The following is a 21,504-nucleotide window of genomic DNA, read 5'->3' as shown; positions in this document are numbered from 1 at the left end:
TGTGCCCCGTCAGGGCCGCTGCGGGCGCTGCGGGGTCTCGACGATCTCGCCGTCGAGGATCGGCGCGGACGTCAGCCGCGGCGTGGTGTCGACGACGGTGTGCTCGACGACCTGCCCATCGACGACGGTGATGCGCTCACCGTGCCAGCTCCCGCGGGCCGCGAGGTTCGCCATCTTGCGGGCGGCGAGAACCTTGACGGCCGGGCGGAGCAACGCCCGGGTCGGCGGCAGCAGCAGCAGGATGCCCAGCACGCTGGTCAGCAGACCGGGCACCAGCACCAGGCCGGCTCCGACCCCGACGAGCGCCCCGTCGGTCAGCGCCCGATCCGGCGAGCCGCCGGCCCGCACCTTCCCGAGGTTCTGCAGCGCCCGGCGGCCCTGCGCCCCGAGGATCAGATAGCCGAGGACGCTGACACCGAGGAACAGCAGCACGGTGTACCCGGCCCCGATGGCGGAACCGAGCACCGCCAGCACCGCGATCTCGGCGACGACGTAGACGAGGAACAACAGGGGCAACATCAGGGCTCCTTCCGGGCGGCCACACCGGTGCAACGAACGGGCCGGTGAATTTGCTCCCGATCGGCCGGCACCGCGGCTCCATGATCGAATCACGGGCATGGATGCCGGTGACTGGGCGCTACTGCTGACCGCGGCGACCGCCGCCGGATGGGTCGACGCGGTGGTCGGGGGCGGCGGGCTGATCCTGCTGCCCGCGCTGCTGCTGGTGGCGCCGCACCTGACCCCGCAGGCCGCGCTGGCGACCAACAAGCTCACCGCGATCTGCGGCACCAGCGCCGCGGTGGTGACGTTCGCGCGGCGCATCCGGCTGCCGTGGAAGGTGCTGGCCCCGGGTGCGGCGGTCGCGGTGGTGTCCGCGGCGTGCGGGGCGGCCGCGGTGGCGCTGATCGACAAGGCGCTGTTCATCCCGATCGTGATGGTCGCCCTCGTCGCCGTCGCGATGATGGTGACGCTGCGGCCGCAGGTCGGCACCACCCTGGCCCGGGAACGGCCGAGCCTGCGGCGCACGCTGATCGTCGTGCTCGGTTCGGCCGCGGTGATCGGGTTCTACGACGGCATCCTCGGTCCCGGCACCGGCACCTTCCTGATCATCTCGTTCGCCACCCTGCTGGGTACCGAGTTCGTGCGGTCGGCGGCGATGGCCAAGGTGATCAATCTCGGCTCGAACCTCGGCGCGCTGGTGTTCTTCGCCGCGACCGGGCACGTGTGGTGGGCGCTGGGGCTGACGATGGCGGTGTGCAACGTCGCCGGGGCGGTGCTGGGGTCGCGGACCGCGCTGGCGCGCGGCGCCGGGTTCGTGCGGGCGGTGCTGCTGATCGTCGTGCTGGTGATGGTGGTGCGGCTCGGTTGGCAGCAATTCGGATGATCGAGTTCTACGGTGAGCGGGTGAACACCGTCGACTCCGATTTCCTCGATCTGCCGTTACGTGCGCTCGCCGAGGCGGCGCTGTCGGTGGCCCGCAGCGGCGGGGCCACCCACGCGGACCTGCGGGTGCACCGGGTGCGCAGCCAGTCGCTGGCGCTGCGGGACGGCGGGGTGCAGGCCGCGGTGGACGGCGTCGATGCCGGGCTCGCGGTGCGGGTGCTGGTCGACGGCACCTGGGGCTTCGCCTCGCACGCCGAACTGACCGCGGACACGGCCGCGGCGACGGCCCGGCAGGCGCTGGAGGTGGCGCGGACGTTGCGGCCGCTGAACCGGGATCCGGTGTTGTGGGCCGACGAACCGGTCTATCCGGACGCGGTGTGGGTCTCACGGTACGACCTCGATCCGTTCGCGGTGCCGACCGCCGACAAGGTCGCGATCCTCACCGACCTGTCGCAGCGGCTGCTCGCCGCCGACGGCGTCGACCATGTGACGGCGCACTGTGTGCAGGTCAAGGAGCAGACCTTCTACGCGGACCTGGCCGGATCGACGATCACCCAGCAGCGGGTGCGGATCCAGCCGCAGTTCGAGGCGACCACCGTCGATCAGGCGGCGGGGGTGTTCGAGACCATGCGCACCCTCGCTCCCCCGACCGGGCGGGGCTGGGAGTATCTCGCGACCGACGATCACTGGGACTGGACCGGGGAGCTGGCGGCGCTGCCGCAGTGGCTGGCGGAGAAGGCCGCGGCGCCGTCGGTGGTCGCCGGGCCGACGGATCTGGTGATCGATCCGACGAACCTGTGGCTGACCATCCACGAGTCGGTCGGGCACGCCACCGAATACGACCGGGCCGTCGGCTACGAGGCGGCGTACGCGGGCACGTCGTTCGCGACCCCGGATCTGCTGGGGTCGCTGCGCTACGGCAGCGACGTGATGCACGTGACCGCGGACCGCACCGACCCGCACGGCCTCGCGACCGTCGGCTTCGACGACGACGGGGTCGCCGCGCAGTCCTGGGACCTGGTCCGCGACGGGGTGCTCGTCGGGTTCCAGGTGGATCGGGCGTTCGCGCCGCGGCTCGGGTTGCCGCGCTCGAACGGCTGCGCCTACGCCGACTCGGCGCACCACGTGCCGATCCAGCGGATGCCGAACGTGTCGCTGCAACCGGATCCGCACGTGGATCGCTCCACCGCGGACCTGATCGCCGGCGTCGAGGACGGGCTGTACATCGTCGGCGACAAGTCCTGGTCGATCGACATGCAGCGCTACAACTTCCAGTTCACCGGCCAGCGCTTCTACCGCATCCGCGGCGGAGAACTGGCCGGTCAGGTGCGCGACGTCGCCTACCAGGGCACCACCACCGACTTCTGGGGTGCGCTCGAGGCGGTCGGGGGGCCGTCCACCTGGCGGCTCGGCGGCGCCCTGAACTGCGGCAAGGCGCAGCCCGGGCAGGTCGCGGCGGTGAGCCACGGCTGCCCGTCGGTGCTGCTGCGCGGCATCAACGTGCTCAACACCCGGACGGAGGGCGGACGATGATCGAGCCGCAGGAGCTGGTGGAGCGGGCGCTGCGCACGTCCACCGCGGACGAGACGATCGTGCTGGTGACCGAGGTGTCGGAGGCGGCGCTGCGGTGGGCGGGCAACTCGATGACCACCAACGGGGTGTCGCGGTCGCGGTCCTGGACGGTGCTGGCGATCCGGCGCGAACCGGTGACCCGCGTCGGGATCGTCACCTCGAGCAGCGTCGATCCCGGGGACGTCGGCGCGGTGGTCGCCGCGGCGCAGGCCGCCGCCGAGGACGCGGCCCCGGCGACCGACGCGATGCCGCTGCTCGACGGCCCCGGCAGCCCCGGGGACTGGGGGGACGCGTTCACCGGCACCGGCATCGCGGTGTTCGACGAGGTCATCGACGCGCTGACCGAGGGGTTCGGTGGCTCCGACCTGCTCTACGGGTTCGCGCACCACCAGGTGTGCACCACCTGGCTCGGCACCTCCACCGGGCTGCGGCGCCGGTACACCCAGCCGGAGGGCTCGATCGAGGTGCACGGCAAGCGGGGCGGGCCGACCGGTCCCGGCGCCTGGGCGGGCGCCGGCACCCGCGACTTCCGGGACGTCGACAGCACCGCCCTGCTCGTGGAGCTGGACCGGCGCCTGGACTGGGCGCGCAAGTCCGTGGAACTGCCGGCGGGCCGCTACGAGACGCTGCTGCCGCCGTCCGCGGTGGCCGACCTGATGATCTACCTGATGTGGTCGATGGAGGGCCGCGGCGCCGAGGAGGGGCACACCGCGCTGTCCCGGCCGGGCGGCACCCGGCTCGGCGAGATCCTGACCCCGCTGCCGCTGACGTTGTACTCGGATCCGGCCGCGCCGGGCCTCGAGTGCGCGCCGTTCGTCACGGCGACCGCCTCCACCGACGCGGTGTCGGTGTTCGACAACGGACTCGACACCGGCCGGGTCGACTGGATCCGGGACGGGACCGTGCACGCGCTGACCTATTCGCGGGCCGCGGCCGCCGAGTTCGGGGCGACCGTCACCGCGCCCGGCGACAACCTGCTGCTCACCGGCGGATCGGCGGCGAGCATCGACGACCTGGTGGCCTGCACCGAGCGGGGTCTGCTGCTGACCACCCTCTGGTACATGCGGGAGGTCGATCCGGCGACGCTGCTGCTGACCGGGCTGACTCGCGACGGGGTGTACCTGGTGGAGGACGGTGAGGTGGTCGCGGCGGTGAACAACTTCCGGTTCAACGAATCCCCGCTGGATCTGCTGCGGCGCGCCACCGAGGTCGGCGCCACCGAACGCACCCTGCCGCGGGAGTGGAAGGACTGGTTCACGCGCACCGCGATGCCGCCGATGCGGATCCCCGACTTCCACATGTCGTCGGTCAGCGCGGCCCGCTGACGGACCGGGCTCGGGAACCGCGCGGGTTCCCGAGCCCGGGGTCTCACGCCACCAGTTCGGCGATCTCCCGGCCGATCTCCTCCGGGGTGACCGTCGGCTCGAAGCGGCGCACCACCGCCCCGTTCGGGTCGACGAGGAACTTGGTGAAGTTCCACTTCACCGCGTCGGTGCCGATCGTCTCCGGCATCGTCTTGCTGACGTGCTCGTACAGGAACCCGTGGTCCGGCCCGAAGTCGCCGGGCGCCTCGGCGCGCAGGTGCCGGTACAGCGGATGCGCGTCGTCACCGTTGACGTCGATCTTCCCGTACACCGGGAACGTCACGTCGTAGCTGACGCGGCAGAACTCCTGGATCTCGGCGTCGGTGCCGGGTTCCTGACCGGCGAACTGGTTGCACGGGAACCCGATGATCTGCAGCTTGTCCCCGGCCTGCCGGTGCAGCGCCTCGAGTCCCTCGTACTGCGGCGTCAGCCCGCACTTGCTGGCGACGTTGACGATCAGCAGGTACTTGCCGGCGTAGCCGCTCAGGTCCTCGGTGGTGCCGTCGGCGGTGGCGACGGTGAAGCTGTGCACGCTCATGAATCGTTTCCTCGTGGTCGGGTGGATGGAACGGGGCGGGCGTGGCGACCGAACCAAGATCGCCGCCCACGGCGAGACTACGGTTCGTCGACGCTGCAGGCGAGACCGATCGTGCCGGACCGGCCGCGGCGCAGCAGGCTGGCCTTGACCAAGAGCCACCCGAGGATCCCGTACTTGCGGGCGATCGCGGCGCGGGCACGGTCGGTGCCGGCGTCGTCGAGCACGACCGCGGTGCCCGCGACCGCGGCGCTGCGCGGCCCGCCCCGCGCGTCGCACACCGCCAGGGTGATGCGCGGGTCCCGGCGCAACCGGCGCACCTTGTACGAGTCGGTCTCGGTCCACACCAGCAACCGGTCACCGTCGGCCGCGGCCCACACGGCCGTGGGCACCGCGGTGCCGTTCTTGCGGAAGGTGCTGAGCAGCACGAACTTGGCGGCGGCGAGGTCGGCGAACGACGGCCGCGTGAGATCCCCATCGGACATGACCACACCCTACGCAGGCGCGCGGGCCGCCGGGGCGCGCCGACCGGAACCGTTCTAGCCTGGACGGCATGTCCGAGTCCCGATCCGCCGTCGACGTGCACCTGCCGGGCGGTGCCCTGACCGCCGCGCAACTGCAGGCCCTCGCCGAACTCGCCCACGCCCACGGCGACGCGGAACTGCTGCTCACCGATCACGCCGGGCTGCGGATGCACGGCGACCGCGACACCCTGACCGGGTCCCTCCACGCGGCCGGGCTCACCGTGCACGGCGCCTACCGCCGCAGTGTCGTCGCCTCCCCGCTGTCCGGGCGGATCGGCGGGCTCGCCGACGTGCGCGCGATCGCCGCCGAACTGCACCGGCGGCTGCACGGCACCGCCGCGACCGCCGACCCCGTGCACGGGGTCACCGCGAGCACAGACACCGTCCTCGGCGTCGACGACGGCAGCGGCGACATCGTGGCCCTGTCCCCCGACGTGGCGGTGTGCGCGCTGCCCGACGGGTCGTGGATGCTGACCCGCGGCGGCCGCGACACCGGGGTGCGGGTCGAGACCGGCGACGTCGTCGACGTGCTGCTCGAACCCGCCGACGCTACGGCACCGGACACCGACACGGCGCCGCTGCCGACCCCACCCCCGCACCCCATCGGCTGGCTCGACCGCGCCGACGGCACCGTCGTGCTCGCCGCCGCCCTCGCCGGCGGGGTGCTCCCGGCCCGCACCGCCGAATTCCTCGCCGCCGTCGAACGCCCGGTGGTGATCACCCCGTGGCGTTCGCTGCTGCTGTGTGACCTCGACGAATGGGCCGCCGAACAGGTCGTGCGGGTCCTCGCCCCGATGGGGTTGATCTTCGACGCGGACTCCCCGCACGTGGAGTGAACCGGCCGAACCGGTCCGGACGGCGCCGGATCCGCCTACCGTAGAACGGGTGAGTCCCGATACCGCCGGCTCCGACCACGACGTCTTCGATGTGATCGTGATCGGCGGCGGCCCGGCCGGAGAGAACGCCGCACACTACGCGATCAACGGCAGCGACCGCACCGCCGCGCTGATCGAGCACGAACTCGTCGGCGGCGAATGCTCGTATTGGGCGTGCATGCCGAGCAAGGCGCTGCTGCGTCCCGGTCAGATCCTTGCCGCCGCCCGCCACATGCACGGCGTCGAGCAGAAGATCAACGCGCACGGGGTCGACGCCGCCGCGGTGCTGGCCCGCCGCGACGAGTTCACCCACCGCCGCGACGACAGCTCCCAGGTGTTGTGGGCCGACTCCGTCGGCATCGACGTGCTGCGCGGACACGCCCGCATCACCGGGGAATGCACCGTCGCCGTCGACGGGGACCGCCCCCGCACCCTCCGCGCCCGGCACGCGGTGGTGCTCGCCACCGGCTCCGTCGCGGCCGTCCCCGACATCCCCGGACTGCGCGCGGCGCTGCCGTGGACCTCGCGCGACGCCACCAACCTCGTCGAGATTCCGCGGCGGGTGCTGCTCGTCGGCGGCGGGGTGGTCGCGTGCGAGGCCGCGACGTGGCTGCGCCAGCTCGGCGTCGAGGAACTCACCGTCGCGGTGCGCGGATCACGGCTGCTGCCGCGCGTCGAACCGTTCGCGGCCGCCGCCGTCGCCGACACCTTCGGCCGCCACGCCGTCGACGTGCGGTTCGGCACCGAGATCAGCCGCGTCACCCGAGAAGACGCCCGCGACACCGGGATCGGGCGCATCCACGGCGGCCCGGCGACCGTGCAGCTCGACGACGGCACCACCGTCGAGGTCGACGAAATCGTGGTCGCCGCCGGCCGCCGCCCCGCCACCACGGACCTCGGGCTCGACGTGCTGGGCCTGGACCCGGGGGCGGCCACCCCCGTCGACGATCACCTGAACGTCACCGGGGTGGACGGCACCTGGCTGTACGCGGTCGGGGACGTCGCCGGCCGGGCCGCGCTGACGCACATGGGCAAATACCAGGCGCGGGTGTGCGGCGACGTGATCGCCGCCCGCGCCGAGGGCCGCGACCTCGATCACCCCCGCTACCGGGCGACCGCCGACCACGGGCAGGTGCCGCAGGTGATCTTCACCGAACCGGAGATCGCGTCCGTCGGGCACACCGCCGCCTCTGCCCGCGACGCCGGCCTCGACGTCGAGACCCTCGAGGTGGAGCTGGCGGTGGCCGGCTCGGCGCTGGCCCGCGACGACTTCGCCGGGCACGCCGCGCTCGTCGTCGACCGCGCCACCGACACCCTCGTCGGCGCCACCTTCGCCGGCACCGAGGTCGCCGAACTCGTGCACGCGGCGACGGTGGCGCTCGTCGGGAAGGTGCCGTTGGACACGCTCTGGCATGCGGTCCCGTCGTATCCGACGGTCAGCGAGGTGTGGTTGCGCCTGCTCGAAACCCGCCGGCCCTGACCCGCGACCCGAAGGGAGAACCCCGTGGAGCTGAGCGTCGTCGCCATCGACAAACCCGAGGACACCAACGTGATCGTCGGCCAGTCCCACTTCATCAAGACCGTCGAGGACCTGCACGAAACGCTCGCCGGATCCAGCCCGCACCTGCGGTTCGGGATCGCGTTCTGCGAAGCGTCCGGGGTGCGCCTGGTGCGGCACTCCGGCAACGACGACACGCTCACGGACCTGGCCACCCGCAACGCCCTCGCGCTCGCCGCCGGACACTGCTTCGTCGTGTTCGTCGACAACGGCTACCCGGTGAACATCCTCAACGCGATCAAGCTGGTCCCGGAGGTGTGCGGCATCTACTGCGCCACCGCCAACCCGGTCGAGATCGTCATCGCCGAAACCGATCTCGGCCGCGGCATCATCGGTGTCATCGACGGCAGCCCGCCGCTCGGGGTGGAATCCGACGCCGACGTCGCGGACCGCAAGGCGCTGTTGCGCACCATCGGCTACAAACTGTGACGGCCGGTCAGCGCGGCAGCCGCCGCCAGATCGCCCGCGGCAGCAGCCGCATCCCGAAGAACACCGGCCTCAGCAGGCCCGGCACCCACACCTCGCCGCGACCGCGGCCCAACGCCCGCACGGTCGCGTCGGCCACCTGATCCGCGGTGCTCGACAACGGCGCCGGGCTCATCCCCTCGGTCATCCGGCCGATCACGAAACCGGGCCGCACCAGCAGCAACGACACCCCGCTGCCGTGCAGGGCGTCCGCCAGCCCGGACGCGAACCCGTCCAACCCGGCCTTCGCCGACCCGTACACATAGTTGGCGCGGCGCACCCGCACCCCGGCCACCGACGAGAACACCACGATCCGGCCCGCACCCTGCGCGCGCAGCCGCGTCGCGAGCCGGGTCAGCAGCGCGACCTGCGCGACATAGTCGGTGTGCACGACCGCGACCGCATGCGCGGCGTCGGTTTCGGCGCGGGACTGGTCGCCGAGGATCCCGAAGGCGAGCACCGCCACGTCGATCGGCCCGTGCGCCGCGGTGATCTGCGCGAGCACCCGCTCGTGGCTGTCGAGATCGTCGGCGTCGAACTCGACGGTGTGCACCGCGCTCGCGCCCGCCGCCAGCACCGCCTCCCGGGGTTCGTGCAGGTCGCCGGCGCGGCGCGCGGCGAGGATCACGGTGCGGCCGGGGGCCAGCCGGCGGGCCACCTCGAGTCCGATCTCGCTGCGGCCCCCGAAGATCACGATGCTTCCCTGCGCGATGGTCATGGCTGCCAGTGTTCCGTGACCGCCGTGCGCGGGTGTGGTCGGGGCCGGTGCCCGGGACAGGGCGGGCGCTCTAGGCTCGCGGGTATGGCCCGTACCCCGGACGCGCTCGGCGAGCGCGCACTGCAGTTCCTGTCCGAATACCACCTCGGCACCCTCACGACGCTGCGCAAGGACGGCACCCCGCACGTCGTGGCGGTCGGGTTCACCTGGGATCCGCAGGCCCGGGTGGTGCGGGTGATCACCAACGCCGGCTCGCAGAAGGCCCTGAACGCCGACCGGGGCGGCTACGCCGCGGTGTCGCAGGTCGACGGCGGGCGTTGGCTCACCCTGGAGGGCTCGGCGCGGGTGTGCAGCGACGTCGCCGCGGTCGCCGAGGGGGTCGACCGCTACACCCGGCGGTACCGGCCGCCGCGGGAGAACCCGACTCGCGTGGTCGTCGAGATCGCCGTGGACCGGGTGATGGGGTCGGTGCTGGACTGATCCCGGTGCTGGACCGACCCACATCGGCGTTTCCGTCCCCTACCTGCCCCCGGTTGTTCCGAGCGAGCGGTACATTCGGTCGATCTGAGGAGACGAACGGTACATTCGCTCGGGTCAGGTGGGGTTGCCTCGCCGCGTGAGGCGCCCGAGCAGGGTGTTCGACCACGGCCGATAGCGGGTGTTGTGGAAGGTGTCCACCAGCCAGGTGCCGTCCCGCCGGACCAGGACGAAGGTCACCGAGGAGCGGCGCTTCGCGGTCGGGACGGTGCGCCGCTTCTGCCAGGACATGACGATTCCGCCGCGTTCGCACGCGACCGCGACGTCGGGAGCGGGGAAACGCACGTCGCGACGTTCGGTCACCATGCGGGAATTGCGCATGATGCCCGCGAACAGTGCGCGGTGACCGTCGGCGATGGCTCTGCGTCCGCTCATGCGGGTGCCGTCGAAGGCCGTGTAGTCGGCGTCGGCGGTGAAGGCCTGCGCGTAGGACTCGGGATTTCCTTCTTCCCAGGCAGCCGCGACGCGTGCCAGTGCCCGGTCCACACCGACGGTGTCGTGGGTCGATGCAGTCATCTCACCCTCCTTCGATTCAGTGCGGTATATAGTTTAGAACACTGAAATAATTTGGGGTAGGCATGACGAACGAACCGATCACACCCGGCGACCTCCTCGGCCGGGATTTCGCGACGGCCGTGGTGATGTTCCACGAGGCCGTCGCGCACCGACTCGGCCTGACCGCCACCGACAATCGGGCCCTGGACGTGCTGTCCCGGTCCGGGCCGACCACCGCCGGGGATCTGGCCCGGGCCCTGCACCTGACCCCGGGGGCGGTGACCGGCATCGCGGACCGACTGGCCGCCGCCGGCTACGTCACCCGCGTCCCCGACACCACCGACCGGCGCCGCATCCTCCTGGTCGTCGCCGCCGACCGGATGGCAGCACGCCTGCAGCCCCTCTACGAGCCGTTCGCGCGCGATGTCGCGGAACTGTTCGCCGCCCACAGCGACGACCAGCAGGCGGCGATCACCGCGTTCCTCACCGATGTCACCCGGACCCTGCGCGCCCACACCGAGCGGGTCACCGCTCCGGACGGCCGATAACCGCGCCCGGAACCGGTGTCGACCCACCCCGAGTCCGAGCGAACGGTACATTCGGTCGGTCTGAGGAGACGAAGGGTACATTCGTTCGGAAACGAGCGGCCGCTCAGCCCGGCAGCACCGTCAACCCGTGCGGCCGGCGGTTCACCGGCTCGCAGCCGTCGGCGGTGACCACCACGATGTCCTCGATGCGGGCGCCCCACTCGCCGCGGAAGTAGATGCCCGGCTCGATGCTGAACGCCATCCCCGGCCGCAGTTCGTCGGTGTTCCCGCCGACGATGTACGGCTCCTCGTGCACCGACAGGCCGATGCCGTGCCCGGTGCGGTGCACGAACACCTCCCCCAGCCCCTGCGCCGCCAGCAGATCCCGCGCCGCGGCATCCACCGACTCGGCGGTCACCCCGGGCTTGACCGCGTCGACCGCGGCCTGCTGCGCCTCCTCGAGCAACGCGATCTTCGCGGCCACATCGGGATCCGGTTCGCCGAGGCTGTAGGTGCGGGTCGAATCGGAGTTGTAGCCGGGTTCGACCGGACCGCCGATGTCGATCACCACGATGTCCCCGGACTCGAGCACCCGATCGGACACCTCGTGGTGCGGGTCGGCGCCGTGCGGACCCGACCCGACGATGACGAACGCCGCCGCGGTGTGGCCCTCCTCGAGGATCGCTGCGGAGATGTCCGCGGCCACCTCCGCCTCGGTGCGGCCGGGCCGCAGCCACTCACCCATCCGGGCGTGCACCCGGTCGATCGCGGCACCGGCCCGCCGCAGCGCCTCGATCTCGTCGTCGTCCTTGATCATCCGCAGCTCCCGCAGCACATCGGTGGCCAGCACCGGCACCGACCCGAACAACCCGGCCAGCGGCACCAGGTGCAGCGCCGGCATCGCATCGGTCACCGCGGTGCGCGCGGCGCCCGGCAGCAGCGCCGCCACCAGTTCGTAGGGGTTCTGCCCGTCCACCCAGTCCCGCACCGGCACCGACAGTTCCTCGACCGCCGAATCGTTCAGCGACGCCAGCTCCAGACGCGGCACCACCACCGTCGCCGCGCTGCCGTCGGTGGGGATCACCAGACAGGTGAGCCGTTCGAAGGATTCGGCGCGGGACCCGAGCAGGTACCGCAGGTCCGGTCCGGGCGTCACGAGCAGCGCATCGAGACCGGCGGCGGCACCGAGCTCGGCTGCGCGGGTGAGACGTTCGGCGTAACGGGCGGCGGGAAATCGGGATGCGGCAGCACTCATGGGCATCAGCGTAGTGCGAGTCGGGGATGGCAGGATGTGGACCGTGACGACTCCTGTGACGGCCCCGGACGGCGACACCGGGCGGCGCCCGCTGCTGCTGCTCGACGGGGCGAGCCTGTGGTTCCGCGCCTACTATGCGCTGCCCGACTCGATCACCGCCCCCGACGGGCGTCCCGTCAACGCGGTGCGCGGCTTCACCGACATGCTGGCCTCGCTGATCACCCGGTACCGGCCGCACCGGCTCGTGGTGTGCCTGGACCTGGACTGGCGTCCGGCGTTCCGGGTCGCGGCGGTGCCCAGTTACAAGGCGCACCGGGTCGCGGCCGGCTCGGACGGCACCGTCGAGGAGGTTCCCGACACCCTGACCCCGCAGGTACCGATGATCCTGGACGTGCTGGCCGCCGCCGGAATCGCCACCGGCGGCGCCGCCGGGTTCGAGGCCGACGACGTGCTCGGCACCCTCGCCGCCCGGGAAACCACCGACCCGGTCGTCGTGGTCAGCGGCGACCGCGACCTGCTGCAGGTCGTCGCCGACGACCCGGTCCCGGTGCGGGTGCTCTACGCCGGGCGCGGACTGGCGAAGGCCGAACTGTTCGGGCCCACCGAGGTCGCCGACCGGTACGGGGTGCCCGCCGAGCGGGCCGGCGCCGCCTACGCCGAACTGGCGTTGCTGCGCGGCGACCCGTCCGACGGGCTGCCCGGCGTCAAGGGCATCGGCGAGAAGACCGCGTCGGGCCTGCTGCTGCTGTACGGATCGCTCGACGGGATGCGGGCGTCCGCGGCCGATCCGGAATCGGGCATGGCCAAGGGCATGCGCGCCAAACTCGCCGCGGCCGCAGACTATCTGGATGCGGCACTGCCCGTGGTGCGGGTCGCGCGCGACGCCCCGGTGCAGCTGTCCGGTGCCGACACCCTGCCCGCGGCGCCCGTCGACGCGCCGGCGCTGGCGGCGCTGGCCGACACGCTCGGGATCGGACGGTCCGTCACGACGCTGACCACGGCACTGGCCGCGGCCGCGGGCTGACCGGACCGTCCGCTCCGATCGGTTTGGGGCCGGTCAGTTGGGGCGGCTGACCTCGTAGGTGCCCTCGTCGTCGGTGAAGGTCAGGGTGACCGAACGATGCTGCCCGTCGACGGTGACGGTGCATTCGAAGCTGTTGCCCGCCTCGACCTTCTGGCCGTCGGGGCAGGACACGTCGTCGACGGCGGTGGCGCCGTAGGACTGGGTCAGCACCTTCGCGACCCCGGCCTCGGCGGCCGCGGAATCGAGGGTCTTCGACCCGAGGGAGGTGGCGACGAGGACCCCGACGATCGCGAGGATCAGCACCAGGGCCAGCGCCCCGAGACCGAGGATCAGCGGCTTCTTCGACTTCGGTGGCTGCTGACCGGCCTGGGCCGGCGCCCACTGCGGCTGCTGACCCGGCTGGGGTTGGCCCGGTTGCGGCTGGCCCCAGGGCTGCTGACCGGCCGCGGGCTGTCCCCACTGCGGCTGCTGACCGGGCTGCGGGGGCTGTCCCCACTGCGGCTGCGCCGTTCCCCACTGCTGCTGCGGTTGTCCCCACTGCTGGCCGGCGGCGGGAGCGCCCTGCCCCCACTGCTGACCCGGTTGCGGGTGCGGTTGCCCCCACTGCTGCTGGGGCTGGGCGGGCTGCTGACCCCACTGGGGTGCGGCGGCGGCCGGCTGACCCCACGGCTGCTGTCCGGGCGCCGGCTGCTGGCCCCACGCCTGGCCGGTCTGGCCCCACTGCGGCTGAGCCTGACCGCCCTGCGCACCGGCGGCCCCACCCGGACCGGGCTGCGGGCCCCACTGCGGGGCCTGCCCGGCGGGCGAGTGACCGGCGGACGAGGCGTCGAACGCCTGCGTCGGCTCCGCACCCGGGGCGGCGCTGCCGGGGCGCGCCCACTGCTGGGTCGGTTCCTGACCGGCCGCGTTTCCGGACTGGTCCTGGGGTTCGTTCGGCCCGCTCATCGTCGCCTCCCACTCACCTTCACTTCGTTGATCCACTTCGCGCCCATCCACCGCGTGGAAGCCGTGCCGCAGCGCGAATCAAACCACATCCGGCCGTGACGGTGTCCGCCGAGCCGAACCGCAACGCCCTGCCGCCCAGGCAATCACCCCGCCGGGGCGATCACACCGCGTCCACGTCGACGACCCCGCGCCGGATCGCGGCGACGGCCCGACCCGCCGTCTTCACGATCTCCGGGTCCTGCGCGCACGTGCGGATCTGATCGAGCAGATCGATCACCTGCCGGCACCAGCGCACGAAATCGCCGGCCGACAGGTCCCGGCTGCCGCCCCCGGCGGCGAGCAGCGCCTCGGCCAGCGACTGGGTGTTCACCCACGTGTACAGCGCCGCGACGAACCCGAGATCCGGTTCGCGCGTCGGCGGCAGCTTGTGCCGCACCTCGTCGGCGCGCAGCCCGTCGCACAACCGCACGGTCTCGGCGAGCGCGCGGCGCACCGGTTCGGTCGGGCCGCGCATCACCTCGCCGCCGCCTTCGATCCGCGACTCGTACACCACCGCCGACACCACCGCGGCGAGCTCCGCCGGGGACAACCCCGCCCACACCCGCTTGCGCAGGCATTCGGCGACGAGCAGATCGGCCTCGCCGTAGATGCGGGCCAGCCGCTCCCCCGCCTCGGTGGTCTCCGGGTCCGGTCCGGCGGTCAGGTAGCCGCGTTCGGTGAGCAGCGCGACGATCCGCTCGAACGTACGGGCCAGCGAGTTCGTCGTCGCCGCGACCTTCTGCCGCTGCTGGGCCAGTTCCCGCGCCAGCCGGTTGTAGCGGTCCCCGACCCGGGCGAGCTTCTCCAGTTCGGGGTCCTTGCGGGCCGGGTGCTGCCGCAGCCGGCGCCGCAACGCGTCGATCTCCCGGGTGGCGCCGCCGGTCTTGGTGCGCTTCGGGCGGCGCGGCACCGGGATGCCCGTCGACCGCAGCGACGACGCGAGATCGCGCCGTCCCCGCCCGGTGCGGTGGTTGACGTGCCGCGGCAACCGCAACCGGCCCACCACCTGCGCGGGCGCCGGGAAGTCCGCGGCCGACAACCGGCCGGACCAGGCGTCGGCGGTGACCACCAGCGGGCGCGGCTCGTCCACGCTCTGGTCGGGTTCGATCACCACGGCCAGTCCCGCGCGGCGCCCGCCGGGCACCGCGACGATGTCGCCGCGCCGCAACGCCAGCAGCGATTCGACGGCCGCCCGCCGCCGGTCCTGCCGGCCCTGCCGTTCCCGGGCCCGCTCCAGGTCGGTCAGCTGCGCCCGCAGCCGCAGGTAGTCGAGGATGTCGCTGTCGTCGCCGCCGAGCCGGTCCCGCAGCTCCGCCAGGGCCGCCTCGTTGCGTTCGATGCCGCGGGTCAGGCCCACCACCGACTTGTCGGCCTGGAACTGGGCGAACGACATCTCCAGCAGGGCCCGCGACCGGGTGATCCCGACCGCGTCGATGAGGTTGACGGCCATGTTGTAGGACGGGCGGAACGAGCTGCGCAGCGGGAAGGTGCGGGTGGAGGCGAGCCCGGCGACGGCGGCCGGTTCCACCCCGGGCTGCCACAGCACCACCGCGTGCCCCTCGACGTCGATGCCGCGCCGCCCGGCCCGGCCGGTGAGCTGCGTGTACTCGCCGGGGGTCAGTTCGGCGTGGGTTTCCCCGTTGTACTTGACCAGGCGTTCGAGGACGACGGTGCGGGCCGGCATGTTGATGCCGAGCGCGAGGGTTTCGGTGGCGAACACCGCCCGCACCAGCCCGCGCACGAACAGGTCCTCGACGGTGTGCCGGAACGCGGGCAGCATGCCCGCGTGGTGCGCGGCGATGCCGCGTTCGAGGGCGAGGCGCCACTGCGAGAAGCCGAGCACCTCGAGGTCGGCGCGCGGCAGGTCGCGGGTGTGTTCGTCGACGATCGCCCGGATCCGGGCGGCTTCCTCGTCGGAGGTGAGCCGGATGCCGCCGCGCAGGCACTGGGCGACCGCGGCGTCGCAGCCGGCACGGCTGAAGACGAAGGTGATCGCCGGGAGCAGCCCCTCGCGGTCCAGGCGGGAGATGACCTCGGGTCGTGGGAGCGGCCGGAAGGCGCCGGGGCCGCGGCCCCGGTCCCAGGCGTCGGCGCGGTCGAGCGTCAGCCGGCGGCGCACCTGCGAGAGCAGTTCGGGGTTGACCACGACGCTGCGGCGGCCGCCGTCGTCGGGGTGGGCGCGCCGGTCGAACAGGTCGTAGATGCGGGGGCCGACCATCATGTGCTGGTGCAGCGGGATCGGCCGCACCTCGTCGACGACGACGGTGGTGTCGCCGCGCACGGTGGTGATCCAGTCCCCGAACTCCTCGGCGTTGGACACGGTCGCGGACAGGCTGACCAGCCGGACGTCCTCGGGCAGGTGCAGGATGACCTCTTCCCACACGGCGCCGCGGAACCGGTCGGCGAGGAAGTGCACCTCGTCCATCACCACGTAGGTCAGCCCGATGAGGCTGGTCGAGGACGCGTAGATCATGTTGCGCAGCACTTCGGTGGTCATCACCACCACCGGCGCGTTCGGGTTGATCGACTGGTCGCCGGTGAGCAACCCGACCGCGTCCTTGCCGTGGCGGGCGCACAGGTCCGCGTACTTCTGGTTGCTCAGCGCCTTGATCGGGGTGGTGTAGAAGCACTTGCCGCCGCCGTGCAACGCCAGGTACACCGCGAACTCCCCGACCACGGTCTTCCCGGCGCCGGTGGGCGCGCACACCAGCACCGAGTGGCCGCCGTCGAGGGCGTGGCAGGCCTGCACCTGGAACGGGTCGAGGGGGAACGGCAGCGCCGCGGCGAAGGCGGTGAGCCGATCGGGCGTGGCGGCCGGGGCCGGCTGATCGGTCACAGCGTGTCGGAGTAGTCGGGGTGCGTCGGGGTGGGGCGCTCGACCGGGGTGGGCGCGGCGATCGGGGAGCTCTCGTCGTCGTCGAGATCGGCCCAGCCGTCCTCGCGGTCGCGGCGGGCGCGGCGCTTGTCGTTGATCCGGGCGATCTGGATGGCGATCTCGAGCAGCAGCGTCAGCGCCGCGGCCAGCGCGATCATCGAGAACGGATCCTGGCCGGGGGTCGCGACGGCCGCGAACACGAACATCGCCATGATCAGGCCCCGTCGCCAGGACTTGAGCTTGGCGTAGGACAGCACCCCGACGGCGTTGAGCGCGACGATCACCAGCGGGATCTCGAAGGACACCCCGAAGATGACCAGCAGGTTGATCATGAATCCGAAGTATTCGGATCCGGACAGGGCGGTGACCTGCACGTCGTTGCCGACGGTGAGCAGGAACGACAGGGCGTGGGTGACGACCAGGTACGCCAGCACCGCGCCGGTGACGAACAGCGCGGCGCCGGAGACGACGAACCCGATGGCGTAGCGGCGTTCCTTCGCGTACAGGCCGGGGGTGATGAACGCCCACAGCTGGTACAGCCAGATCGGGCAGGCCATCACGACGCCGGCGGTCGCGGCGACCTTCAGTCGCAGCATGAACTGTTCGAACGGGCCGGTGGCGAGCAGGTGACAGCCGCCGTCGGCGCTGATGTCGGCGCGCGAGGACGCCGGCAGCGAGCAGTAGGGGTCGAGCAGGATCGAGCCGAGGCTGGGCAGGCCGAACAGGTTGCGGCTGTACCAGACGAACCCGAGGACGGTGGTGACCAGCACCGCGGCGAGCGCGATCAGCAGACGGGTGCGCAGTTCGTACAGATGTTCGACCAGCGACATGGTGCCGTCGGGATTGGTCTTGCGCCGGCTGCGGCGCGGATCGAACGGGATGCGCACGTGCGGTTCTCAGCTCCTGTCGAAGCCCCCGGATCAGCGGAGGACCGGGGCACCCGTCGCGGATGCCCCGGTGGGGTGGTCGATGGTCAGGCCGACCGCGGGTGGGTCTGCGTCGGGTCGGTGACGGTCGCGTCCACGGACTGGGCGGGGGGCTGACCGGCGGGCAGCGAGTTCGGAGCCTGCTGCGGCGGCGCCGGACGGGCGTCGTCGTTCTGCATCTCCTTGACCTCGCTCTTGAAGATGCGCAGCGACCGGCCGAGACCGCGCGCGGCGTCCGGAAGCTTCTTCGAGCCGAACAGGATGACGACGACGATCGCGACGATGGCCCAGTGCCACGGGCTCATTGCACCCATTATCTACCTCCACAGATGGTGTGCTGCCGATGCTACCGGACCCGAACACGCCCGATCCCGGCCCACAGCCGTTTGACCGGGAGTTCGCGCAGGGTTCACAGCTCCGTTACACGCCCGGCTGCGGGTTCGTCGAGCGGCAGTGTGTCGTACGCCTCCAACGCGGCCGCGGCGCGGGCCCGCACCGCCGCCACGAGCTCCGGCGGCCCCAGCACCGTCACCCCGCCGCCGAGCCCGACCGCCAGCCGCGTCATCCACTCCGGAGACGCGAACCGCAGCACCGCGGTGCACGACCCGTCCGGCTGCAGCTGCACCTCGGTGAGCGGGTAGTAGTCGATCAGCCAGCTGTAGCCGGGATCGATCCGCAACCGCGCGGCCGGCAGCGTCGGATCCCCGGCGAACAACTCGAAGCTGTCCTCCTCGTCGACCGCGACCGGCGGCCGGGCCGGTTCCGGCAGTTCCTCGGCCGCATCGATCCGGTCGAACCGGAACAACCGCACCCCCTCCGCGGTGCGGCACCACGCCTGCAGATAGGTGTGCTCGTCGATGAGCACCACCCGGATCGGGTCCACGTCCCGCTCCGAGACGGTGTCCCGGGACGCCGAATAGTAGGTCAGGTGCAGGGCCCGGCCGCGGTGCACCGCGGCCCGCACGGTCGCCGCGACCGGATCGTCGGACACCGGCACCGGGGTGTCGCGGTCGGCGGCGGCGCTGCCGGCGGCCGCCTCGATCTTCGCGATGGCGCCCTGCGCCGCCGACGGATCGACCACCCCGGGCATCTCCAGCAGCGACCGCAACGCCACCAGCAGCGCCGTCGCCTCCGTGGAGGTCAGCCGCAGCGGCCGGTCGATGCCGGCGGTGAAGGTGACCACGATGCTGTCCTCCGACAGCGACAGGTCGATCAGATCCCCGGGCCCGTACCCGGGCAGACCGCACACCCACAGCTGGTTCAGATCGTCCATGATCTGTTTCGGCGTGACCCCCAGGTCGCGGGCCGCCTCGGCCGCGCTGATCCCCGGGTTCGCCGTGAAATACGGCACCAGATTGAGCAGCCGCGTCAGCCGCTCCGACAGTCGTGTGCTCACCGTTCCCCCTCCACGGCCGTGCCGGCGACCACCCGGGTCAGGATGGCCCGCACCTGCTCCCGCAGCTCGCTCGGCGCCAGGACCAGGGCATCGGCGCCCTGCCCGGCGATCACCCGCGCGATCCAGCTCCACGACCGCACCGGCACCTCGAGCACCGTGCCGTCGCGGTCCCCGATCCGGCGGCGTGCGGTTTCGGTGCCGAGCCGGCGCAGCTCGGCGGCCCGCCCGTCCGGCACCCACACCCGGGCGGCGCCGGTGACATCGCCGGTGCTGGTGGCCTCGAGCACCCGCGCCCGCAGATCCACCCCCGCCGGGATGGTGACGGCACCGGCGGGACCGACCGCGGTGACCTCGTCGCCGATGCGGGAGAGCCGGAAGGTGCGGGTGGCGTCGCGGTCGCGGTCGTGCCCGACCAGATACCAGCGGCCGTGCACGGTGACGATGCCCCACGGTTCGACGGTGCGCCGCGTCCACGGGTCCGTGGGGGACGCGCGGTGGTCGAACTGCACGGCGCGGCGTGCGTCGATCGCGGCGAGCAGCGCGCCCAGCGCCGGTTCGGAGCCGCGGGCCCGGGCCGGCAGCGAGGTCACGGTGCCGGTCGGATCGGCGTCGACCTGCACCCCGGCCGCCCGCAGCTTCAGCAACGCGCTCTGCGCCGCCGACGTCAGCTCCGGCGACGACCACAGCGCCGCCGCGACCGCGACCGCCGCGGTTTCCGCGCTGGTCAGCTCGATGTCGGGCAGCTCGTAGGCGTCCCGGTTGATGCGATAGCCCTCGACGGTGGAGTACCGCGACGGCATGCCCGTCTCCAGCGGGATGCCCAGGTCGCGCAGTTCGTTCTTGTCGCGCTCGAACATGCGGCTGAACGCTTCGTCGCTCGCCGAGTCCGCGTAGCCGGCGACGGACGCCCGGATCTTCTCCGCCGTCAGGAACTGGCGTGTGGACAGCAACGCGATGACCAGGTTGACCAGCCGTTCGACTTTCGAGATCGCCACGCCCGCAAGCCTAGTGTCCCGCCCGCGGCCGTCCGCAGGCGTGGTCGCGCGACACGCCTGCCGGCGATGATCTCCGTGACGCGATGTTCTACATCGAGGCGATCAGCCGCTCCACGCGTTCGTCGACGGACCGGAACGGGTCCTTGCACAGCACGGTGCGCTGCGCCTGGTCGTTGAGCTTGAGGTGCACCCAGTCGACGGTGAAGTCCCGGCCCGCGGCCTGCGCCGCCGCGATGAAGTCGCCGCGCAGCTTCGCGCGGGTGGTCTGCGGCGGGGTGTTCACGGCCGCGTCGACGGCCTCGTCGTCGGTGGCGCGCGCGGCGAGCCCCTTGCGCTGCAGCAGATCGAACACGCCGCGGCCGCGTTTGATGTCGTGGTACGCCAGGTCGAGCTGGGCGATCTTCGGGTCCGACAGTTCCATGCCGTAGCGGTCCTGGTAGCGCTGGAACAGCTTGCGCTTGATCACCCAGTCGACCTCGGTGTCGACCTTCGCGAAGTCCTGCGACTCGACCGCATCGAGCACCCGGCCCCACAGGTCGACGACCTGCGCCACGTGCGGGTCCGGTTCCCGGCTGCGCAGATAGTCCACCGCCCGCGCGTGGTATTCGCGCTGGATGTCCAGGGCGCTGGCCTGCCGACCCCCGGCCAGCCGCACCGGGCGCCGCCCGGTCAGGTCGTGGCTGACCTCCCGGATCGCGCGGATCGGGTTGTCCAGCGCGAAGTCCCGGAACGCGACCCCGGCCTCGATCATCTCGAGCACCAGCGACGCCGACCCCACCTTGAGCATGGTGGTGGTCTCGGACATGTTCGAGTCACCGACGATCACGTGCAGCCGCCGGTACTTCTCGGCGTCGGCGTGCGGTTCGTCGCGGGTGTTGATGATGGGCCGGGACCGGGTGGTCGCCGAGGAGACGCCCTCCCAGATGTGCTCGGCGCGCTGCGACAGGCAGAACGTCGCCGCCTTCGGGGTCTGCAGCACCTTCCCGGCGCCGCAGATCAGCTGCCGGGTCACCAGGAACGGCAGCAGCACGTCGGAGATGCGGGAGAACTCCCCCACCCGCGCCACCAGATAGTTCTCGTGGCAGCCGTACGAGTTGCCGGCCGAGTCGGTGTTGTTCTTGAACAGGTAGATGTCGCCGCCGATGCCCTCCTCGGCGAGCCGCTGCTCGGCGTCGACGAGCAGATCCTCGAGGACCCGTTCCCCGGCGTGGTCGTGCTCGACGAGCTGCAACAGGTCGTCGCACTCGGCGGTCGCGTACTCCGGGTGCGACCCCACGTCCAGGTACAACCGCGCCCCGTTGCGCAGGAACACATTGGAGCTGCGGCCCCACGACACCACCCGGCGGAACAGGTAGCGCGCCACCTCGTCGGGGCTCAGTCGGCGATGCCCGTGGAAGGTACACGTGACGCCGAACTCCGTCTCGATACCCATGATTCGTCGCTGCACACTTCGACAGTACCGCTCCGAACAACCGACCATCGGCTGCAACGGCATC

Annotated in this window: 22 protein-coding genes; 9 read left to right on the top strand and 13 right to left on the bottom strand. The window is 72.2% G+C overall.

Annotated features, from left to right (window positions below; all coding sequences use genetic code 11):
* Positions 1–9: 9 nt before the first annotated feature.
* Complete coding sequence (locus tag ACWDUD_RS05050; protein ID WP_197251234.1) at positions 10–519, bottom strand: FxsA family protein; 510 nt, start codon at positions 517–519, stop codon at positions 10–12.
* A 97-nt stretch (positions 520–616) separates the two neighbouring features.
* Between ACWDUD_RS05050 and ACWDUD_RS05045 the strand changes: the two genes are divergently transcribed.
* From ACWDUD_RS05045 to ACWDUD_RS05035, 3 genes are read left to right on the top strand one after another with little or no spacing between them, the layout of a single operon-like run.
* The gene (locus tag ACWDUD_RS05045) at positions 617–1,384 is read left to right on the top strand and encodes a sulfite exporter TauE/SafE family protein (RefSeq protein ID WP_248676585.1); all 768 of its coding nucleotides are present in this window, start codon (positions 617–619) and stop codon (positions 1,382–1,384) included.
* On the top strand, positions 1,381–2,916 hold the full coding sequence (locus ACWDUD_RS05040) for a TldD/PmbA family protein (RefSeq protein ID WP_450108542.1): 1,536 nt from the start codon (positions 1,381–1,383) through the stop codon (positions 2,914–2,916). The genes ACWDUD_RS05045 and ACWDUD_RS05040 overlap by 4 nt, the downstream gene beginning before the upstream one ends.
* Positions 2,913–4,280 carry a metallopeptidase TldD-related protein gene (locus tag ACWDUD_RS05035; protein ID WP_450108541.1) on the top strand — a complete coding sequence of 456 codons (1,368 nt, stop codon included), beginning with the start codon at positions 2,913–2,915 and terminating at the stop codon, positions 4,278–4,280. The genes ACWDUD_RS05040 and ACWDUD_RS05035 overlap by 4 nt, the downstream gene beginning before the upstream one ends.
* A 43-nt stretch (positions 4,281–4,323) precedes the next feature.
* Here ACWDUD_RS05035 and ACWDUD_RS05030 read toward each other — a convergent pair whose 3' ends face one another.
* Entirely contained in the window at positions 4,324–4,857 is a 534-nt protein-coding gene (locus ACWDUD_RS05030; RefSeq protein WP_450108540.1) for a glutathione peroxidase, read from the bottom strand.
* 77 nt (positions 4,858–4,934) lie between these two features.
* Positions 4,935–5,339 (bottom strand): PPOX class F420-dependent oxidoreductase, encoded by a 405-nt coding sequence (locus ACWDUD_RS05025; RefSeq protein WP_450108539.1) that lies wholly within the window; start codon positions 5,337–5,339, stop codon positions 4,935–4,937.
* Positions 5,340–5,407: 68 nt separating this feature from the next.
* Here ACWDUD_RS05025 and ACWDUD_RS05020 point away from each other — a divergent pair, with 68 nt between their 5' ends.
* The 3 genes from ACWDUD_RS05020 to ACWDUD_RS05010 are packed head-to-tail and all read left to right on the top strand — an operon-like array spanning position 5,408 to position 8,240.
* Positions 5,408–6,214 (top strand): precorrin-3B synthase, encoded by an 807-nt coding sequence (locus tag ACWDUD_RS05020; protein WP_450108538.1) that lies wholly within the window; start codon positions 5,408–5,410, stop codon positions 6,212–6,214.
* A 49-nt stretch (positions 6,215–6,263) separates the two neighbouring features.
* Entirely contained in the window at positions 6,264–7,733 is a 1,470-nt protein-coding gene (locus ACWDUD_RS05015; RefSeq protein WP_248676588.1) for a dihydrolipoyl dehydrogenase family protein, read from the top strand.
* A 24-nt stretch (positions 7,734–7,757) separates the two neighbouring features.
* Positions 7,758–8,240, top strand: coding sequence for an adenosine-specific kinase (locus ACWDUD_RS05010; protein ID WP_197255908.1), 483 nt, complete (start codon positions 7,758–7,760; stop codon positions 8,238–8,240).
* Between the two features lie 7 nt (positions 8,241–8,247).
* On the opposite strand, the gene ACWDUD_RS05005 is transcribed toward ACWDUD_RS05010, so the two are convergent.
* Positions 8,248–8,994: an SDR family NAD(P)-dependent oxidoreductase gene (locus ACWDUD_RS05005; protein ID WP_450108537.1), complete on the bottom strand. Its 747-nt coding sequence runs from the start codon at positions 8,992–8,994 to the stop codon at positions 8,248–8,250.
* Between the two features lie 84 nt (positions 8,995–9,078).
* Here ACWDUD_RS05005 and ACWDUD_RS05000 point away from each other — a divergent pair, with 84 nt between their 5' ends.
* A complete protein-coding gene (locus ACWDUD_RS05000; RefSeq protein WP_450108536.1) occupies positions 9,079–9,474 on the top strand; it encodes a TIGR03618 family F420-dependent PPOX class oxidoreductase in 396 nt (131 codons plus the stop codon).
* A 114-nt stretch (positions 9,475–9,588) separates the two neighbouring features.
* On the opposite strand, the gene ACWDUD_RS04995 is transcribed toward ACWDUD_RS05000, so the two are convergent.
* Positions 9,589–10,047 carry an SgcJ/EcaC family oxidoreductase gene (locus tag ACWDUD_RS04995; RefSeq protein WP_450108535.1) on the bottom strand — a complete coding sequence of 153 codons (459 nt, stop codon included), beginning with the start codon at positions 10,045–10,047 and terminating at the stop codon, positions 9,589–9,591.
* Between the two features lie 62 nt (positions 10,048–10,109).
* Between ACWDUD_RS04995 and ACWDUD_RS04990 the strand changes: the two genes are divergently transcribed.
* Positions 10,110–10,574: a MarR family transcriptional regulator gene (locus tag ACWDUD_RS04990; protein WP_450108534.1), complete on the top strand. Its 465-nt coding sequence runs from the start codon at positions 10,110–10,112 to the stop codon at positions 10,572–10,574.
* A gap of 103 nt (positions 10,575–10,677) precedes the next feature.
* Here ACWDUD_RS04990 and ACWDUD_RS04985 read toward each other — a convergent pair whose 3' ends face one another.
* Positions 10,678–11,808: a M24 family metallopeptidase gene (locus ACWDUD_RS04985; RefSeq protein ID WP_420753715.1), complete on the bottom strand. Its 1,131-nt coding sequence runs from the start codon at positions 11,806–11,808 to the stop codon at positions 10,678–10,680.
* A gap of 34 nt (positions 11,809–11,842) precedes the next feature.
* On the opposite strand from ACWDUD_RS04985, the gene ACWDUD_RS04980 reads away from it, so the two are divergent.
* Positions 11,843–12,832 (top strand): 5'-3' exonuclease, encoded by a 990-nt coding sequence (locus tag ACWDUD_RS04980; protein ID WP_450108533.1) that lies wholly within the window; start codon positions 11,843–11,845, stop codon positions 12,830–12,832.
* A 33-nt stretch (positions 12,833–12,865) separates the two neighbouring features.
* Here ACWDUD_RS04980 and ACWDUD_RS04975 read toward each other — a convergent pair whose 3' ends face one another.
* The 7 genes from ACWDUD_RS04975 to pafA form a co-directional block, all read right to left on the bottom strand.
* A complete protein-coding gene (locus ACWDUD_RS04975; RefSeq protein ID WP_450108532.1) occupies positions 12,866–13,777 on the bottom strand; it encodes a DUF4333 domain-containing protein in 912 nt (303 codons plus the stop codon).
* A gap of 160 nt (positions 13,778–13,937) precedes the next feature.
* Complete coding sequence (locus tag ACWDUD_RS04970; RefSeq protein ID WP_450108531.1) at positions 13,938–16,652, bottom strand: DEAD/DEAH box helicase; 2,715 nt, start codon at positions 16,650–16,652, stop codon at positions 13,938–13,940.
* On the bottom strand, positions 16,649–17,578 hold the full coding sequence (gene tatC / locus ACWDUD_RS04965; protein ID WP_450108530.1) for a twin-arginine translocase subunit TatC: 930 nt from the start codon (positions 17,576–17,578) through the stop codon (positions 16,649–16,651). Before tatC ends, ACWDUD_RS04970 begins: the two co-directional genes overlap by 4 nt.
* Positions 17,579–17,664: 86 nt before the next feature.
* Complete coding sequence (gene tatA / locus ACWDUD_RS04960; RefSeq protein ID WP_450108529.1) at positions 17,665–17,931, bottom strand: Sec-independent protein translocase subunit TatA; 267 nt, start codon at positions 17,929–17,931, stop codon at positions 17,665–17,667.
* A 95-nt stretch (positions 17,932–18,026) separates the two neighbouring features.
* Complete coding sequence (locus ACWDUD_RS04955; protein WP_450108528.1) at positions 18,027–19,013, bottom strand: helix-turn-helix transcriptional regulator; 987 nt, start codon at positions 19,011–19,013, stop codon at positions 18,027–18,029.
* Entirely contained in the window at positions 19,010–20,008 is a 999-nt protein-coding gene (locus ACWDUD_RS04950; RefSeq protein WP_450108527.1) for a helix-turn-helix transcriptional regulator, read from the bottom strand. Before ACWDUD_RS04950 ends, ACWDUD_RS04955 begins: the two co-directional genes overlap by 4 nt.
* 88 nt (positions 20,009–20,096) lie before the next feature.
* Positions 20,097–21,455, bottom strand: coding sequence for a Pup--protein ligase (gene pafA / locus ACWDUD_RS04945; RefSeq protein WP_197256343.1), 1,359 nt, complete (start codon positions 21,453–21,455; stop codon positions 20,097–20,099).
* Between the last annotated feature and the right edge of the window lie 49 nt (positions 21,456–21,504).

It is taken from the genome of Rhodococcus sp. NPDC003382 (assembly GCF_053589135.1).
This window is presented reverse-complemented; position numbering and strand designations above follow the sequence as displayed.

Bases quoted from the DNA above. Each gene is read 5' to 3' on its own strand.
- ACWDUD_RS05050 (WP_197251234.1), bottom strand. From the start codon at position 519: ATGTTGCCCCTGTTGTTCCTCGTCTACGTCGTCGCCGAGATCGCGGTG.
- ACWDUD_RS05045 (WP_248676585.1), top strand. From the start codon at position 617: ATGGATGCCGGTGACTGGGCGCTACTGCTGACCGCGGCGACCGCCGCC.
- ACWDUD_RS05040 (WP_450108542.1), top strand. From the start codon at position 1,381: ATGATCGAGTTCTACGGTGAGCGGGTGAACACCGTCGACTCCGATTTC.
- ACWDUD_RS05035 (WP_450108541.1), top strand. From the start codon at position 2,913: ATGATCGAGCCGCAGGAGCTGGTGGAGCGGGCGCTGCGCACGTCCACC.
- ACWDUD_RS05030 (WP_450108540.1), bottom strand. From the start codon at position 4,857: ATGAGCGTGCACAGCTTCACCGTCGCCACCGCCGACGGCACCACCGAG.
- ACWDUD_RS05025 (WP_450108539.1), bottom strand. From the start codon at position 5,339: ATGTCCGATGGGGATCTCACGCGGCCGTCGTTCGCCGACCTCGCCGCC.
- ACWDUD_RS05020 (WP_450108538.1), top strand. From the start codon at position 5,408: ATGTCCGAGTCCCGATCCGCCGTCGACGTGCACCTGCCGGGCGGTGCC.
- ACWDUD_RS05005 (WP_450108537.1), bottom strand. From the start codon at position 8,994: ATGACCATCGCGCAGGGAAGCATCGTGATCTTCGGGGGCCGCAGCGAG.
- ACWDUD_RS05000 (WP_450108536.1), top strand. From the start codon at position 9,079: ATGGCCCGTACCCCGGACGCGCTCGGCGAGCGCGCACTGCAGTTCCTG.
- ACWDUD_RS04995 (WP_450108535.1), bottom strand. From the start codon at position 10,047: ATGACTGCATCGACCCACGACACCGTCGGTGTGGACCGGGCACTGGCA.
- ACWDUD_RS04990 (WP_450108534.1), top strand. From the start codon at position 10,110: ATGACGAACGAACCGATCACACCCGGCGACCTCCTCGGCCGGGATTTC.
- ACWDUD_RS04985 (WP_420753715.1), bottom strand. From the start codon at position 11,808: ATGAGTGCTGCCGCATCCCGATTTCCCGCCGCCCGTTACGCCGAACGT.
- ACWDUD_RS04980 (WP_450108533.1), top strand. From the start codon at position 11,843: ATGTGGACCGTGACGACTCCTGTGACGGCCCCGGACGGCGACACCGGG.
- ACWDUD_RS04975 (WP_450108532.1), bottom strand. From the start codon at position 13,777: ATGAGCGGGCCGAACGAACCCCAGGACCAGTCCGGAAACGCGGCCGGT.
- tatA (WP_450108529.1), bottom strand. From the start codon at position 17,931: ATGGGTGCAATGAGCCCGTGGCACTGGGCCATCGTCGCGATCGTCGTC.